Genomic DNA, 16031 nt, shown 5'->3' with positions numbered 1-16031 from the left:
AGGAATTTACACCTTTTCCCACAATCACCCCTTATGCTAAAGAGACTCATTTGTTTTTGATTTGCCACCATGTCTTCGAGTGTCCTTGAAATTTTGGTCATTCTTCTGCTAACTATCCTGAATGGCATCTTTTCCGGTTCAGAGATTGCCGTCGTTTCTGCCCGAAAAATCCGATTAGAGCAACTGTTAGAGCAAGGAAACGTAAAAGCGAGAGCGGCGCTGAAATTAGCGAATAATCCGAATGAATTTCTCTCGACTGTACAAATTGGCATCACCTTAATCGGTATCCTGAGCGGCGCAGTGGGTGGTGCAACCATTGCCCAACGCCTCAAGCCTGCTTTTGATAATATCCCGCGCTTACAACCCTACAGTGAAGCCATTAGCGTGGTGATCGTGGTGACAATTATCACCTATCTATCCCTCGTCATTGGGGAATTAGTGCCAAAACGGATTGCCCTTAATGCTCCGGAAAAAATTGCCTGTACTGTCGCTAAGCCCATGCGCTGGCTGTCTCGTTTAACAACGCCATTAGTACGGATCTTGGGCAGTTCAACGGAGGCTCTGTTACATCTTTTGGGGATTCAGGATTCCAATGAACCGGACATCACAGAAGAAGAAATTAAGGTTTTGATTCGTCAAGGGGCAGAATCCGGTCTCTTTGAGGCGGCAGAGCATGACATTGTTCAACGGGTTTTTCGACTAGGCGATCGCCCCATTAAAGCCATGATGACCCCCCGCACAGACATTGTGTGGCTAGATATCACCGCTCCCCTAGAAGAAAACCTCAAAGAAGTGATGGAGAGTAACCATTCCCGGTTTCCTGTAGGTCGCGACACCCTTGACCATTGCCTGGGGACAGTGCGAGGGACAACCCTATTAAGTGCGCAACTATCGGGTCAGCCCATCGATATACAAGCGATGCTCCAACCTCCCCTTTACATTTCCGAAGGAACACGTACCCTGAGTGTGATTGAACAATTCAAAGCCACAGGGATTCACATTGCTTTGGTCACAGATGAATATGGCGGGATCGAAGGTTTGGTGACGTTGAATGACCTGATGGAGGCGATCGTTGGGGACTTGCCCTCTATGGAACACGATGAGGAACCGATGATTATTCAGCGGGATGACAATTCCTGGCTATTAGATGGACTTTTAGACATTGATGAATTGAAAGCCTTGTTGGAAAAGAAAACGCTCCCCGATGAAGACACAGGAGCATTCCATACTTTAGGCGGATTTATGACGCACCTCCTAAACCATATTCCCCAATCGGGTGAGCATTTTGAGTGGAGTGGGATCCGCTTTGAGGTAGTGGACATGGACGGCGCAAGGGTGGACAAAGTTTTGGTTTCGCTGCTGGATGCCAAGGAACTTGACCAAGCTTAAAATTCGCTAGGCTTTAAGGCAAAACAAAACCCCCTCGTTTAATTTAGGGGGCTTTTTGTTGTAACTGATCAAAAGAAATGGAGCCGAGCAGAGTCGAACTGCTGTCCAAACTGGGTATTCACCCCTAGCTCATTCACAGGTTTAGTTCTTCTAATCCTCAGAACGGGAACGACTGCTTGTTCCGAGTCGCCAAGAATCTCTGGTCTAGTCTTAGCTCTAGTGCAAACCAGATGTATTCCTAGAGAGCATCCGTTGGGGGTTTAGTCATAATCCTTAACGGAGTCGAATTATGAATGCTCGAACCTAAGTTAAGGTGTTCTTATTAAGCTACAGCAGCAGCTTTGCGAGCGAAAGGAACGATGTTGTTCGCAGTTACATTTTGTTTGGATCTTTGATTTGCGAGAGGAGACCCACTCTCGACCTGCATCACAGTGGAAGCTTTCGCCAACCTGTCGAAACCGTTGCGGCCCCGTGCAATGTATTTAGTATAGCATTGGGCCTTGGTTCTTAGGGGGGGGAAACCCGCTATCAAGTTCGCGATCGCCTCCCATTTTTTCTCGTAAGAAGTTCTAGCCCAACAAACTCCGGAGCATCCAGGCATTTTTTTCGTGAACCTGCATCCGTTGGGTGAGCAGATCGGCGGTGGGTTCGTCGTTGGCCTTGTCCACGGTGGGGAAGATGGAGCGGGCAGTGCGGACAACGGTTTCTTGGCCTTCTACCAAAAGACGAATCATTTCTTCGGCAGTGGGTACTCCTGTGCCTTCGGGGATGGCGGAGAGTTCGGCAAATTCTTGGTAGGTACCGGGGGCCGGTACACCCAGGGCGCGGATACGTTCGGCAATGAGATCTACGGCCAGGGCGAGTTCGTTGTACTGGGTTTCAAAGAGGAGGTGGAGGGTCTGGAACATTGGCCCAGTGACGTTCCAGTGGAAATTATGGGTTTTGAGATAGAGGGTGTAAGTGTCGGCGAGGAGGTGGCTTAAGCCTTTGGCGATCGCCTCTCGATCGGCTTCGCTAATGCCAGTGTTGATGGGCATCGGGCCAGAGACAGTGCTCATGGCTACTTCTTCTTTGGCTTTGGTCTTAGTTTTGGATTTACTACCCATTATGTGAAGATTTTCCAGTTAGAGTACTTTTACGCCCATTATCAACAATTTTTTCGGCGATCGCATCCTAGGCGTCAAAACCGAACGCATTTTTAAAGAAAGATTGTCAGTATTTCCTGATGGGTCTGTACCTGGGATTGAATCGTTTGCTGCTGGGCTGGGGTCAGCTTTTCGGCGGTTTGCAAAGCGGCTGTCCACTGTTCAGTAATCGCAGTTGCATCGCGGGGCAGTTGATCCAGATCAAGGCCAGGGAGGTGACATTGTTGCTGTAGCTGGGCCACCTTGGGATCGTAGCTCAGGGCAAAGCAGGGACAAGCGGCGGCGGCAAGGATCAGACTATGGAGACGCATCCCAATCAGAAAATCCACTTGGGCAAAAAGGCTTTTGTACTGTTGCGGTTGCAATGGGGTAATAATCGCCTTGGGTTCTGCTAATTCGTCGTAAAGTTGCTTGGCGATCGCCTCGTCTTGGCTTTTTTGAAACGGCACAAGAATCACACTGGCCTGATGCTGCCGTTGAAATTGTTTGAGGGCTTCCCCCAGAACGGCAATTTTTTGGGGTGTTAAAGTGCGGTGGGAGCGGAGATTGACCGCAATGCGGGGACGGGGTAAACCTGGCATTTCCAGAAAAGATTTTGCTGCTAAAGCCCACACCGGATCTGGGGCGAGCCTGTGGGGAATCTGCCAATTTTTTAATAAATCTGCTGAAGCCTGATCCCGCACGGTGATTTCTGTGCAACCCCGGAGAACAAAGCGCGTAACCTGATTCGCCAAACTAGACTGCAACGGGCCGATGCCCTGGCCCCAGGCGATGGTCTTTTTCCCTAGGAGTTGCGCCCATTTCATCAAACCGGCGTAATATAGCAGGCTTCCTAAACTCGTGACATCCTGCAATAAACTGCCGCCCCCAAAGATAAAACCATCTGCTTTGGCGATCGCCTTGAGGGTTGCCCAGGATTTGTGGGGAATTGCAGTCACACCATAGGCTTGGGCAGTAGCGGTGGGATTGTGGGAGAGGACAATGGGCTTCACCCCAGGGGGCAACATCTGCAACAGAGTCAATAGCAGGGCTTCATCCCCGGCATTTCCCTGACCGTAATAGCCACACAGAACAACATTTGGCATTGTGTCGTTAACGAAAAGATAGGCTTTATTATATCGGCGTGTTTGATTGCGCCCAATTGTCCGCCTAAAGTTGAGTGACGGGCTATGTCCCCCTAGAAACAAAAATCTTCAACAGAGGCTTGAATGCGTCCATGGACTATTTAAATTTTGTTTACTTCTTTACAACAATGATCGCGTTGGCGGCACTGCCTAGTACCAGTGTTGCCCTTGTTGTGACCCGTTCTGCGACGGCAGGTTTTCGCAATGGCTTGGCTGTGGCCTCTGGGATTGTCGCTGGAGATTTAGTCTTTGTCTGCCTTGCTTTGTTGGGGTTGAGTGCGTTAGCGCAACAACTCGGCTCAGTATTTACCCTCATTAAAATCATGGGGGGACTTTACCTAATTTGGCTGGGGATCGGCTTAATTCGGACAAAACAGACTTTTGAATTCAAGGTAAACAATCAACGTCGCACAAATTTTTTGGAAAGTTTTCTGAGTGGGTTTGCTCTTACCCTTGGGGATCTTAAGGCTATTTTTTTCTATGCCAGCTTATTTCCGGCAATCGTTGATCTGAAAACTCTTGGATCTTCTGAAGCAATCACCATTGTGCTTACCACCATTGTGACGGTGGGAGGAGTCAAAGCTGTGTACGCTTATTTTGCAGAACAATTAGTCAAGCGAGTCAAATCACCCAAGGCTCAAAAAGCAGGTAGGGTCGCGGCAGGAACAGCAATGGTTTGTGGTGGCACTTATCTGATTTTCAAGCAGTGATTTTTGCCAACAACCCATGTTGAATCTAGCGAGGGAAAAGAGAAACTGACTTTAAATCGCTGGGGTGATAGATTTTGTGGGGGCGATGGGCGGCATCAATTTCAATCACCAGATCTGTCCAATGGGAATTTTGGGTGAGGGGCTGAATAAAAAGTTCTGGGTGGAGCGATCGCCAAAAATAATCCACAAACTGATCAATTTCTGCATCACTCATTCCCGTTTTACCCTGGGCGATCATTTGGTGTTCTGCATCCTTGCGCCACTGTTTACTCAGACGATAATCTTCCGGGGAGAGCACCAACAACCGATCCAGCTTTTCCCACAGGGGAACATATTCTGCTAAAGCCTCGTTAATGCGGCGGGCAAAAAGGCGATCGCCTGCGGTTAAAATCGGTTCTGGGGCTGTTTCAAAAACTTCCGGGGCAACGGGCCGACAACCCACAAACCAGCCTTCAAAAAGTACAATTTCCACCGGATCAATCCACTCCGGCCCAAGGCGATCGCCCGCACCATTATGTAAAGACTTATCGAAGCGGGGAATGGCAATTTTATCTCCCAGGTTGGCCCGTTGTAGTTGCGTTAAAACTTCTAGGCCCAGGTCTACATCGTGGGTACCGGGAGGGCCACGCCAAATTAGTTCCGGCTGAGTTTTTCGTAAATCCTGACGTTCGGCATAGGTTTTGTAAAGATCATCAATGGAAATCGCCACACAGGGATATTGCCACTGCGCCAGAACCGTTTGCAACACCCGACAGAGGGTCGTTTTGCCTGTGCCTTGGCCGCCGAGGATGCCATAGATTAGCGGTTGATCCTGCTGTTGGCGAGCGGTACGAATTTGTTGGGCCAGGGGCAACCATAGTTCCCAGAGGGTTTTGAGAATTGCGCCTTGATCGTGGAATTTGAGAGTGTTACAAAGCTGGAGAATTTCCGGGGCGATCGCCAAAAAATCCTTAGCCCGGTGGGTAATGCCGGCCAGACTCAGATCATAATCGAGGGCTGCAGCTTGGTTTGGATCCGCTTGGGCTTGTTCCAGTAAGTAGAGCAAGTCTGCTGCTTGGGTTTCTTGAGCCGTTAACCAGTTGCTTAAGATCGTTTCCAGTTGCATGATGAAACTCTGCCCATGTCCCGACAATTACTTGGCTTTAGGGTAAACCTAAATGCCTCAAACCGGATCGAAAAGTTGGCCCGCTTTGACACTTCAATCCTGTAAATTTTCCAAATCAGCTAAATCCTGCCATCGACCCGAAGCACGTTTATTTAACCGTAAATTTTCCAAATCAATGAAATCAATGACAGTCCCCTCAATTTCAACTGGTACCCGCAGATCATAGCAATCTGCAAATTGAATTCCATCTACTGAAGTCAGCAAATCAATACGACTCGGCGGATATCCTAACTGAATCACTTGATTAGCCGTTGCAAAATCTTCTGTTTGTAAGTCAAGGTCACCAAAACCAAAATCCCGTAGTGCCTGCATGACTTTCACGCCATTTTCCTGGGAAGCTTCAAGCCAAATATCAATGTCTTTTGTGTAGCGAGGATAGCCATAGAAGGCCACAGCATAGCCCCCAACAACTAAATAACGAACCTGATTAGCGTTGAGAAATTGTATAAATTCTTTGAAATCTTGGTTCAGCATTGTATTGCCATTGATGATACTCTTTGCGGATATTTTCTAGGGCGGCTAATCGTTCTAAATAAGATTTTGTTAGCCAAAATTGCCGATCATTTTTTCTTTCATATAAGGAAACTTTTTTGATAACTTTTTCCATATTTTTGTCATAGTTTCAAGTTGTTTTAATTTTAACTGGTGGCAAATCCGGTTCAGCGATCGCCCAATGGCTTTATTCGTCATTCTATGATGATCACTGTGTAGATAAACCGTAAATCGTGGAAAATAGGAAAGGTAGTTTCTTGTGTCACCGATGGATAGTCAACAACAGGAAAGGCACTTTACCCTAGCGCGAGCCAGTCTCCAGCAGGCCCTGGCTTGGTATGGCAACACCCGTCGCCATTGGCACTATCCCCCCGACCCAGCATTAAAAGCGGCTGTACGGCCCGAATTGCAACAACTCCAAACGGCGATCGCCAAACTCGATCAAAATCTCTTGCGTATCGCCACCTTTGGCCTGGTCAGTCGCGGCAAATCAGCGGTGATCAATGCCCTCATTGGCGAAAAAATGCTCGAAACTGGCCCCCTCCACGGGGTGACCCAATATCCACGGGCGGTGCGTTGGCCCCTGACCACGGAAAAACTCAAAATTGAATTAGTCGATACCCCAGGCCTCGATGAAATTGCCGGGGAAGCCCGCACAAAAATGGCAGCGGAAGTGGCGGCAAACTCTGACTTGATTTTGTTTATCATTGCCGGCGATATTACCCGCACCGAGTACGAATCTCTCTACGAACTGCGCCAACAGCACAAACCATTACTGGTGGTATTTAACAAAATTGATCTCTATCCCGACTGCGATCGCCAAAGTATTTTCCAGCAACTCCAACAACTGAGCCAAGAATCAACGGGCACCCGGTTTCCCCTCAGTCCCGAAGAAATTGTCATGGTTGCCGCCGAACCCCAACCCCTCGCTGTCCGCATCGAACATCCCGATGGCCGTGTTGAAGAAGCTTGGGAAACCCCCGACGCCCAGATTGATCCCCTACGGGAAAAGATTTTTACGATCCTCAGCCGTGAAGGCAAATCTTTGATGGCTGTCCATGCCCTTGTCCAGGCGCGTCACTTGCAAACGGCGATCGCCCAAAAAACCCTGTCCCATCGCCAAACTGAAGCCGAAGAATTGATCTGGAACTATGCCAAAACCAAAGGTGCGGCGATCGCCCTAAATCCCATTGGCTTTTTGGATCTCCTTGGGGGGACCTTTGCCGATTTAGCCTTGATCCGTGCCCTCGCCCGCTTGTATGGATTGCCCATGACCAGCCATGAAGCAGCCAAACTCTGGCGCAATATTCTAATCAGTGCGGGAATTTTGTTTGTGGCGGAACTGGGTAGTGGTGTCTTTCTGGGTTTAGGCAAAACAGCCCTCAGTTTTGAATCTCTAACCAATCCGAGCACCCTCGGTCTCTATGGCACCGCCGCCCTCGCCCAGGGGGGAATTGCCGCCTATGGTAGCTATGTGATCGGAAAAGTGACCCAGACCTATCTGCAAAATGGCTGCAGTTGGGGAAACCTGGGGGCAAGTACGACGATCAAAGAAATTCTTGCCCAGTGCGATCGCCAAACCCTGCTATATCGACTACAAGCAGAGATCGCCGCAGTCTAGGGCAAAATCGGATAAAAATGGCCCACTGGCCCCGTCCCCTGACCAATGGCTAGGCTATGTTTTAGGGCTTCTGTGACGTAGGTCTTTGCCTTGTTAACGGCTTGGAATGGAGGATCTCCCAGGGCTAAGCGAGCGGCGATCGCCGCCGAAAGGGTACAACCAGTGCCGTGGGTGTGGGGGGTCTGGATACATTCCGTTTTTAAAATTTCAAGCCGTTCACCATCGAACCACACATCCACCCCTTGTAATGCCCCGGTCATCGCTCCCCCTTTAACAAGCACTGCCCCACAACCAAGCTGATGAATTTTTTGGGCTGCCTGTTCCATGGTGGCGAGATCGGTAATTTCTAGGCCACTGAGAATCTCCGCCTCGTAACGGTTTGGCGTGAGGATCTGGGCGAGGGGGATTAATTGCTTTTGCAAAAAGGTGATCGCCCCGTCGTCGATGAGCTGTACCCCCGTGCGGGAAACCATCACCGGATCCAAAACCCAGTTGGGGAGCCTACCGATTGCTGCAGCCATCAAAACCGCCGCCATGATCTTTTCGTTCAGGAGCATCCCTGTTTTCACTGCCTGGACGCCAATATCCTTGACCACTGCCTCAATTTGCGCAGTTACCATGGCCGAATCCAGGGCCACCACATCGGTGACGCCAATGGTATTTTGGGCCGTGACACAGGTGATCGCACTGGTGCCATGGACACCGTGGAAGGCAAAGGTTTTGAGATCGGCTTGGATGCCTGCCCCACCGCCACTATCGGAGCCGGCAATGGTTAAGGCGATCGCCGGAGTAATTGCCATCGACCTACTGCTTAGAACGATTAGAACGACGCATCAAAAAGTCAGGAATATCCGGGAAACCATTCCGGGGGGCGGGGGGCTGTTGGGCCTGGGGTGGTGCAGCAGGACGGGGTCTAGGGGTTTCTGGCACTGGCGGAGCCTGGGAAAGATCCGGCTGGGGAACCGCCTGCATCCGTCGCTGTTGGGGTAAAGGCTGGGGCGTTTCTGCGGCTTGGGACTCTACAGCAAACCCAGTGGCAATGACCGTAATTTTGATTTCCCCTTGGAGATGTTCGTCGATCACCGCCCCGAAAATAATATTTGCATTGGGATCGACCACTTCGTAAACGGCCTCCGCAGCATCATTGACTTCATGCAAGGTCAGATCGTGGCCCCCGGTAATATTCAGGACAACGCCTTGGGCTCCTTCAATGGACGACTCCATCAGTGGCGAAGAAATCGCCATCAAGGCTGCTTCCCGTGCTCTGGATTTACCAGAACCGACACCAATCCCCATCAGAGCAGAACCGGCATCGGCCATTACCGCCCGCACATCGGCAAAGTCGACATTCACCAGGCCGGAGATGGTAATAATATCGGAAATCCCTTGTACCCCTTGGCGGAGCACTTCATCGGCAGCGCGCAGGGCCTCGGACATCGACGTTTCCTGGGGGATCATATCCAGGAGCTTTGTATTGGGGATAACCAAAAGGGTATCGACGCGGCTCTGGAGTTCTTTGATCCCTTCTTCGGCTTGGTTCGAGCGGCGGCGGCCTTCAAATTTAAAGGGTCGGGTCACCACCGCAACGGTGAGACAACCTAAATCTTTTGCGACTTCGGCGACGATGGGGGCGGCGCCAGTGCCAGTACCGCCCCCCATGCCAGCGGTAATAAAGACGAGATCTGCGCCTTCGAGGGCTTGGGCGATTTCATCGCGAGATTCTTCGGCGGCTTTGCGACCAATGGCTGAGTTACCACCAGCCCCAAGACCCCTGGTGATTTTTTGACCAATTTGCAGGCGCTTTTTTGCTTTGGAGTTGGTTAGGGCCTGGGCATCGGTATTAATCGCCCAAAAGTCGATACTCGACATGCCTCCTTCAATCATCCGATTCACCGCATTACAGCCACCACCACCCACACCGATGACTTTGATTTGAGCAACGCTGCTGGGCATGATCGGAAATTGCGACGCGGTTTCTTCGGCGCTGGCGGAATGGTTTCCAGTCGCATCGAAGGAGGCGTTATGGGGTTGGAATAGATGGTTTTGGCTCACGGTCACAAAAAAAGTGTGATGGATATGAATATTTAAGTTTAGTCGTTTAACAGGATTTATTAAGTATCTTTTGGGAGAAATTTCTTAGATCATAAGACCTTCAAGCTTTTTTAGACTGCCAGATTTTGGGAGATGTTGCTGTTACAGGGGCATCATTTTTTTAGGTTTGGGGGGTTTCGGGCTGGGAGGCTGGGGGAACGATGGGTTTGTTGCTCTGGATAATAGGCTCGTCAGGATTTTGCAGATCAATGTATTGGATATCCTGGGCGGGAATGGTTGTGCCGAGGGTTTGTTGGAGCTTGGCGATCGCCGCTAATTGGGCCTCGAGTTGCGTCAGATCTGGCCCCAGGTGAAAACTACCAAGTTCGGTGTTCAAAATCAAATTGTTGGAGTCTTGCCAGTTGATGCTCAAAATTTCAACGGGCGATCGCCCTAGGGTGCGATAGAGTTCGGGCCAGAGGGGCAGTTGCAGCTCCCGAATTCCGGTCACTTCTAGGGTCGGTAAGGGCTGATATTCACTGAGGGGTTCGTAGACTGCGGCGGGGAACCATTGCCCTTCGGCATCTAGGTATCCCGGTTCAAGGGGGCGATCGCCTTGGCTAGAGATGGGCGTTTGGGAGCGGGCGACGGGGAAGCGTTCTTGGACTTGGATCGCCAGGCTGGGGGGCACCAGACGACGGGAAACCAGGGCTTCGGCGATCGCCCCTTGGGCTTCAATGGCTTGCTCTAGTTCCTGGGGTTTGAGGGTTAGGATTGGTTGGGGATAGGTGAGGGGGATCAGGGGACGAATCCGCTCTGTGGGCAGGACTTGATTACCTTCAATGGTGATTTGAGCGGCACTTTTGATAATCCAATCGGGTCGGTCTAAGACCCAGAATGCCCCATAGGCCAACCCTATCAGGGCCAGCGATCGCCATAGACCCTGGAACCAGCGGAGGGTACGCTGTCGTTGTTTTTGCTTCCGTTGTTCCCGGAGCTGCTCCCGTGTTGCCATGGTGATTTCTGTCATAGGTGACGTTAAAACCGACACAATGTATGACTATCTTACTGAAGTTAGTTCTCTTTCCTGGAAATTACCCTTGGATTTGCCATGATCAATCGCCCTGGCCCGCCATTTCCCACGTCCCGCCCCATTGTGCAGCGGTTGGCCGACCGATTGTGGTCTTCTCCCCGTAGTGATGCTCAACCCGGACTTTATCTTTTTCGCTGCAACTATCAAGCCCAAGAGCAGGAACTTCTGGCACAACTCCAGGGCAATCTAAAACTGCGATGGCACCAGGTTTTTTCTCAGTTTACGGCGGCATACTACAGTGACCAGGCGTTGGCAGATTTAGAAGAAAAGGCGATCGCCCAGGGGCTACTTTGTCTGTGGCTCGAACCCCAGGCCGATGATCTAGGAGCGATTTTAAATCTGTTAGAGACAACCCTAACCAATCTGGGTATCCAGCCTTCTCACATCAATGGCGCCATGGTTTTTGGGTTAACCCCAGCCGTTAACTTAACTGCGGCAACGTTTCAAAGCCAAATTGCCCTCTGGATTGTGACGCTACCAACGGCAGATTATCAAGAACGGCAAGTTTCTGATGGGCTGGCAACCGCAACGGATTTGGGAGAAATTACCTGGCCTTCCCAGGCGCTTCAGTATTTTTGGCAACGTACAGAACAGGACTACTTTCAAAAACTAACCGCCTCTGGCCCCCTAATTTTTCTCGATCATCGCCACTGGAATTTAGCGCCCGGTCAACGGGGTTATCGAGAATTAGAGTTAGCCACCAAGACCCTGAGTGAAGGCGCGGGTTTGCTCTGCTTTATCCAGGGACGACAAGCCCACCAAGATCAGCAATGGCAAACAGCCCAGCAAGCCTATCAGGAGAGTCTGCGCCACTATTGCCGTGGGGAGCAGGGGATCGATTGGCTCAAGGTGCTGCGGGACAATCCAAATTCGCCGTTGCTAGAACAGTTATCGCGTTCTCAGGGTCAACAACTAGCTCTGATTTTGTTTCATTTGGGTCTACTCCTAGGCGATCGCCCCCAGCATTATCAGGCCCCCAGTCCAGAAGGAGAACAAGCTCTCCATTATCTCCGCCTGAGCCGTTGCCTCTGGGAACGACAGGAACAATGGGCTTGGGTTGGTCAACTGAGTTTACTGATCGGTGTATTTTTACAGCAGTGGCAGCGTGGGTCAGCCCTAGGGGATTTGGCTTGGTCACTCCTCAAAGGGGTTCAGGAGCCTTGGCCACCCGAACTACTAGCCCAGCATTACGGTCTGATGGCGGCGATCGCCCTACAGGAACAACAATGGCACAAAGCCCAAACCCTCGCCCAAACAGCCCTAGAACATTGTCAAGCCCTGGATGAACCGCCCCCAGTGGTGGTCAGAGCTTGGAGTGCCCTTATTTTGGCCCAAGCAAATCAAGCCCTTGGTCAATTTGCCCAGGCGATCGCCACCCTAGAAGAAATTCTGCCGCCCAGCCGCAGCCAACTCACATCGCCCAAAACATTACCTATTCCCTGGGGCCACTGGCAACAACGGCTCTATGATCAGATTTTTGCTTGTCTCGGTGATCTTTACCGACAAGGTAAGGACTATCGCCAGGCCTTTGACCTCGCCTGGGAACGCCAACAATACGAACAAAGCTGGGGTTGGCGGCCTTTTGTGGGGACTCAACCCCTACCAGATCAGCAACAACAGAACCTATATTCGCTCCAGGATCCCCTCAGTCTGGTGACGCTCCAGGGTTCCCAACGAGATCAGGATCTCCAGACCTTGTTCCATCGGTTGCAGCGCCCCCAACCGAACCTGATTTTGCTCCATGGGGCTACCGCTGTGGGCAAAACCTCCCTTCTTCGAGCAGGACTGATCCCCAGACTCCAAAGCCAACCCCTAGATGGACGGCCAGTACAGGTCATTTATTTTAAAAATTATGGTCAGTGGGCCCGCCGCCTAGTGCAACAACTCCATGGCGATCGCCCCTTTTGTCCCTGGCCCAATCCCCCCAGCTTAGATCCCCTCGTTCACCTCCAACAGCAGCAAGATTTTGCCCCTTTGACGGTGTTGATCTTTGATCAATTTGAGCAGTTTTTCTTGCAATATCCCAACCCGGAAGAGCGTCAGGATTTTTTACGCTTTTTGGCCCAGAGTCTCCGGCTACCAACGGTGAAAGCAATCTTGTCCTGTCGTAACGAGGCCCTAGCGCCCCTTTTGGATTGGGAAGCAGGGGCGGATCTGGGGGAGGCGAACCACAACCTTTTTGACCATCGCCTCCGCCATCGCCTGGGAAATCTGCGTCCCGATGCGGCGATCGCCCTTTTAGAACGGGTGGCAACCTGGGCCAAACTGCCCCTAGACAAAGCCTTAATGCAGCAACTAATTCAGGATCTGCAGGATGGCCACGGGGAAATTCGCCCCCTCGAACTCCAGGTCATCGGCGCGCAACTGCACCAGGATCATCTTTATACCAGGGAGGAATATTTAGGGTTGGGCTTTCCGCCTAAATTGCTGCTGTTGGAGCGATCGCTGCTGGGGATCATTCGCTACTGCGGCGATGAAAACCGTGATTTGGCCTGGCAATTTCTCCATTACTTTACGGATCTGCGCCATAGTCAACTGGTGCTCACCAAGGCGGATATCCTCCAACTGGGGCGTCAATTCCTCGGCGATCGCCGCCTGGGGGAAGAAAAAGCAGAACTCATTTTGCACATTTTTAAAACAACGGGGCTAATTCGCGCTCAACTCTATGGCGGCCAAGAGTCCTACCAACTGGCTCGGCCCGATCTCGTTGAACCCATCCGGCACCACTACCAAGCCTTTCAGTCCCAACAGTGGCTCCAGCGCATCACTGGTCGGGAACGGGAAATGCTCTGGCGGCGCTGGTGGAAGGTGTCGGTGGGCACCGTTTGGCGCTTGGGTCTGGTGGCGATCGCCTTGGGGTTTGGCCTGCGCTGGGTGGAACTGCAACGGTACCAACGGTGGCAAGGGGCGCAAAACGCCATTTTGATGAAACTGGCCGAGGCTGCCAAGGTGCTCCAGGATGGTGCCCAACCCGTCGAGGCTCTCCGGGAAAGTATCCGGGCGGCGGTGGTCTTGCAGCGACTGGATGATAAGGACGATGATGTCGTTACCCCCGCAACCAGACTTAAGGTGCTCCTTGCCCTAGAACAAAATTTCAGCACCCTCGCTGCAGCGACCACTTCGGTAACGGTGCGGGACTTTAGTCAAAATTTTATTCCGGCAGTTTTTCGGCCCCCAGGCGATCGCCAAACCATGACCCCAGATGTGCCCATTACGGACTTTAGCTTTGTGGGGAATAGTTTCCAGCTTCTGCTCGCCCAGCCCAACCAACCTTTGCGGCAGTGGCCCAACCAGGATCAAACCCTGAGCCCAAATAATGAATCAATCACCAGTCTCGCCTGGCAACCACGGGGTCACTTCTTTGTCACTGGAGGAGACGATCGCCGGGTGAAGCTCCGCCAAAGAAATGGACAGATTTTGCAAACCCTGGGGGGCTTCCAGGACAAAATTAACGTTGTTGCCTGGAGTCGTGATGGAAAAATGTTTGCGGCGGGCAGCCAGGATCAAACGGTGCGCCTTTGGACAGAAACTGGGGAACTGTTGCAAATTTTGACGGAACATCGGGGGCCCATTACCGCCCTACAATTCAGCCCCGACGGAAAACTATTGGCGACAGCGGCAAGCGATCACACCGTGCAAATTTGGCAGCGGCGACGGAATAATTCTTTTTTCCTTGTGACCCAATTTCCCCCCTTTGCCACGGAAATCATGGATCTCCAATTTGGGGCGGATAGTCGTCACCTCGGCTTGACGGGGCGGGATCATCAGGTGTTCGTTTACCCGATGACCTACGAGAATAATAATCCCGTCTTTGGGGAACCCATTGCCATCAACCACCAAAGCAATGGCCCCGACCGCATCGGTTTTTATGGCGCTTTACCTTTGTTGATCACCAATACAGAAAACCACCACCTGCAATTTTGGCAACTGGATGGCACCTACCTCGGGAGCCTCACGGGGCACCAAGCTCCGATCACGCAACTCCACTGGCAGCCCCAAGGAAAGGCGATCGCCACTTTAGATCAAAACAATCAGCTCATCCTCTGGAATCTCGATCTCGACGAATTACTCCAAAAGAGTTGCCGACTATTAATCTATGGTGATTTGGGAATTCCTAGCAGCCAACGCCTAGGCGATCGCCAATTGTGTACGGCCCTCCTCGACCTCCCACCGGAGTAGCACGTTATACTCACAAAAGTAAGTCATTCACTTCATTACACCGATTTCATTTCGCAAAAACCATGACCCAGGCCGTCACTCCTCTTTCCGCCCTAACCCCCCTCGATTGGACTTGGCGCGACCAACAAATCCGCTACACCGTCCAAGGGGAAGGTCAACCCCTCCTGCTGATCCATGGGTTTGGCGCTTCGATCGGTCACTGGAAACACAACATTCCCGCCCTTGCCGCCCATGGTTATCAAGTTTTTGCTTTAGATTTATTAGGCTTCGGCGCTTCAGCGAAACCCGCCTGGGACTATAGCCTCGACCTGTGGCAAGATTTACTCCGCGATTTTTGGCAAGCGAAAATCCAGCAACCCACGGTATTTGTGGGCAATTCCATCGGCGGTCTGCTCAGTTTGGCAATGTTGGCGAATTATCCTGACCTCTGTGCGGGGGGCGTGTTAATTAACTGCGCGGGCGGCCTCAACCATCGCCCCGATGAATTGGCTCTACCGTTACGGGTGGTGATGGGTACTTTCGCGAAATTGGTTAGTTCGCGGTTAACGGGGCCATTTATTTTTAATCAGGTGCGTCAAAAATCGCGCATCAAAAATACCCTTTATCAAGTCTATGGCGATCGCCAAGCCGTCACCGATGAATTGGTCGAGATGCTCTACGAACCTTCCTGTGATCCAGGGGCGCAACAGGTCTTTGCGTCGGTGATTACGGCTCCTCCTGGGGATAGCCCGACGGAACTTTTACCAAAACGGCAACATTCTTTACTGGTGCTTTGGGGCGATCGCGATCCCTGGACACCGATCAAAGGCTCGCAAATTTACCAAGATCTCGCCGCGCAAAATGCCGGGGTCGAGTTTCATCCCATTCCGGGGGCAGGCCACTGTCCCCACGACGAAAATCCCAGTTTGGTTAATTCTTTGATCCTTGATTGGTTGCAGCGTTTGGGGTAACACCCTTCCACCCTCCGGCTTCGCCACCTCCCTCTAGGTGACACCCCTCTGACTCCCCTCCAGGGAAGAGAACACCCTCCGGCCTAGCGGCCACCTCCCTCTAGGGAGGATGTTAGGGACTTTCCAGAACAC

12 protein-coding genes and 1 other RNA gene are annotated in these 16031 nt (G+C 51.6%); 5 read left to right on the top strand and 8 right to left on the bottom strand.

All coding sequences use genetic code 11. The features are described 5' to 3' along the window. The first annotated feature begins 69 nt into the window (after positions 1-69). On the top strand, positions 70-1389 hold the full coding sequence (locus AACQ84_RS00160) for a hemolysin family protein (RefSeq protein ID WP_012305674.1): 1320 nt from the start codon (positions 70-72) through the stop codon (positions 1387-1389). Positions 1390-1464: 75 nt separating this feature from the next. Here AACQ84_RS00160 and ssrA read toward each other — a convergent pair. The 3 genes from ssrA to csaB form a co-directional block, all read right to left on the bottom strand. Beyond that, positions 1465-1860, bottom strand: a transfer-messenger RNA (tmRNA) gene (gene ssrA / locus AACQ84_RS00155). A 98-nt stretch (positions 1861-1958) separates the two neighbouring features. After that, a complete protein-coding gene (locus tag AACQ84_RS00150; RefSeq protein ID WP_012305673.1) occupies positions 1959-2447 on the bottom strand; it encodes a Dps family protein in 489 nt (162 codons plus the stop codon). A 140-nt stretch (positions 2448-2587) separates the two neighbouring features. Beyond that, complete coding sequence (gene csaB / locus AACQ84_RS00145) at positions 2588-3619, bottom strand: polysaccharide pyruvyl transferase CsaB (protein ID WP_012305672.1); 1032 nt, start codon at positions 3617-3619, stop codon at positions 2588-2590. Positions 3620-3750: 131 nt separating this feature from the next. Between csaB and AACQ84_RS00140 the strand changes: the two genes are divergently transcribed. Further along, positions 3751-4368, top strand: a complete 618-nt coding sequence (locus tag AACQ84_RS00140) for a LysE family translocator (protein WP_012305671.1) — start codon at positions 3751-3753, stop codon at positions 4366-4368. Between the two features lie 25 nt (positions 4369-4393). Here the strand turns inward: AACQ84_RS00140 and AACQ84_RS00135 are convergent, their stop codons facing one another. Together AACQ84_RS00135 and AACQ84_RS00130 are read right to left on the bottom strand one after the other, a co-directional pair. Then, positions 4394-5473 carry a hypothetical protein gene (locus tag AACQ84_RS00135; protein WP_012305670.1) on the bottom strand — a complete coding sequence of 360 codons (1080 nt, stop codon included), beginning with the start codon at positions 5471-5473 and terminating at the stop codon, positions 4394-4396. Positions 5474-5566: 93 nt separating this feature from the next. Continuing rightward, a complete protein-coding gene (locus tag AACQ84_RS00130) occupies positions 5567-6007 on the bottom strand; it encodes a DUF6036 family nucleotidyltransferase (protein WP_012305669.1) in 441 nt (146 codons plus the stop codon). Between the two features lie 286 nt (positions 6008-6293). Here AACQ84_RS00130 and AACQ84_RS00125 point away from each other — a divergent pair, with 286 nt between their 5' ends. Further along, positions 6294-7646 (top strand): GTP-binding protein, encoded by a 1353-nt coding sequence (locus AACQ84_RS00125; RefSeq protein WP_012305668.1) that lies wholly within the window; start codon positions 6294-6296, stop codon positions 7644-7646. Here the strand turns inward: AACQ84_RS00125 and thiD are convergent. The 3 genes from thiD to AACQ84_RS00110 all read right to left on the bottom strand — a co-directional run bounded on the left by thiD (position 7643) and on the right by AACQ84_RS00110 (position 10707). After that, positions 7643-8446, bottom strand: a complete 804-nt coding sequence (thiD, locus tag AACQ84_RS00120) for a bifunctional hydroxymethylpyrimidine kinase/phosphomethylpyrimidine kinase (RefSeq protein ID WP_012305667.1) — start codon at positions 8444-8446, stop codon at positions 7643-7645. The genes AACQ84_RS00125 and thiD overlap by 4 nt on opposite strands. Before the next feature lie 4 nt (positions 8447-8450). Continuing rightward, positions 8451-9599: a cell division protein FtsZ gene (gene ftsZ / locus AACQ84_RS00115; RefSeq protein WP_083764478.1), complete on the bottom strand. Its 1149-nt coding sequence runs from the start codon at positions 9597-9599 to the stop codon at positions 8451-8453. Between the two features lie 259 nt (positions 9600-9858). Further along, complete coding sequence (locus tag AACQ84_RS00110) at positions 9859-10707, bottom strand: cell division protein FtsQ/DivIB (protein ID WP_041443292.1); 849 nt, start codon at positions 10705-10707, stop codon at positions 9859-9861. Between the two features lie 81 nt (positions 10708-10788). On the opposite strand from AACQ84_RS00110, the gene AACQ84_RS00105 reads away from it, so the two are divergent. Together AACQ84_RS00105 and AACQ84_RS00100 are read left to right on the top strand one after the other, a co-directional pair. Continuing rightward, entirely contained in the window at positions 10789-14949 is a 4161-nt protein-coding gene (locus AACQ84_RS00105; protein ID WP_012305664.1) for an nSTAND1 domain-containing NTPase, read from the top strand. Between the two features lie 62 nt (positions 14950-15011). Continuing rightward, positions 15012-15899 (top strand): alpha/beta fold hydrolase, encoded by an 888-nt coding sequence (locus AACQ84_RS00100; protein WP_041443291.1) that lies wholly within the window; start codon positions 15012-15014, stop codon positions 15897-15899. Positions 15900-16031 lie beyond the last annotated feature (132 nt).

The sequence above is a fragment of the Picosynechococcus sp. PCC 7002 genome (assembly GCF_963860125.1).
GTDB lineage: Bacteria > Cyanobacteriota > Cyanobacteriia > Cyanobacteriales > MRBY01 > MRBY01.
This window is presented reverse-complemented; position numbering and strand designations above follow the sequence as displayed.

Excerpts from the sequence above, each read along its gene's own strand:
- AACQ84_RS00160 (WP_012305674.1), top strand. The coding sequence starts at position 70 with ATGTCTTCGAGTGTCCTTGAAATTTTGGTCATTCTTCTGCTAACTATC.
- AACQ84_RS00150 (WP_012305673.1), bottom strand. The coding sequence starts at position 2,447 with ATGAGCACTGTCTCTGGCCCGATGCCCATCAACACTGGCATTAGCGAA.
- csaB (WP_012305672.1), bottom strand. The coding sequence starts at position 3,619 with ATGCCAAATGTTGTTCTGTGTGGCTATTACGGTCAGGGAAATGCCGGG.
- AACQ84_RS00140 (WP_012305671.1), top strand. The coding sequence starts at position 3,751 with ATGGACTATTTAAATTTTGTTTACTTCTTTACAACAATGATCGCGTTG.
- AACQ84_RS00135 (WP_012305670.1), bottom strand. The coding sequence starts at position 5,473 with ATGCAACTGGAAACGATCTTAAGCAACTGGTTAACGGCTCAAGAAACC.
- AACQ84_RS00130 (WP_012305669.1), bottom strand. The coding sequence starts at position 6,007 with ATGCTGAACCAAGATTTCAAAGAATTTATACAATTTCTCAACGCTAAT.
- AACQ84_RS00125 (WP_012305668.1), top strand. The coding sequence starts at position 6,294 with ATGGATAGTCAACAACAGGAAAGGCACTTTACCCTAGCGCGAGCCAGT.
- thiD (WP_012305667.1), bottom strand. The coding sequence starts at position 8,446 with ATGGCAATTACTCCGGCGATCGCCTTAACCATTGCCGGCTCCGATAGT.
- ftsZ (WP_083764478.1), bottom strand. The coding sequence starts at position 9,599 with ATGCCCAGCAGCGTTGCTCAAATCAAAGTCATCGGTGTGGGTGGTGGT.
- AACQ84_RS00110 (WP_041443292.1), bottom strand. The coding sequence starts at position 10,707 with ATGACAGAAATCACCATGGCAACACGGGAGCAGCTCCGGGAACAACGG.
- AACQ84_RS00105 (WP_012305664.1), top strand. The coding sequence starts at position 10,789 with ATGATCAATCGCCCTGGCCCGCCATTTCCCACGTCCCGCCCCATTGTG.
- AACQ84_RS00100 (WP_041443291.1), top strand. The coding sequence starts at position 15,012 with ATGACCCAGGCCGTCACTCCTCTTTCCGCCCTAACCCCCCTCGATTGG.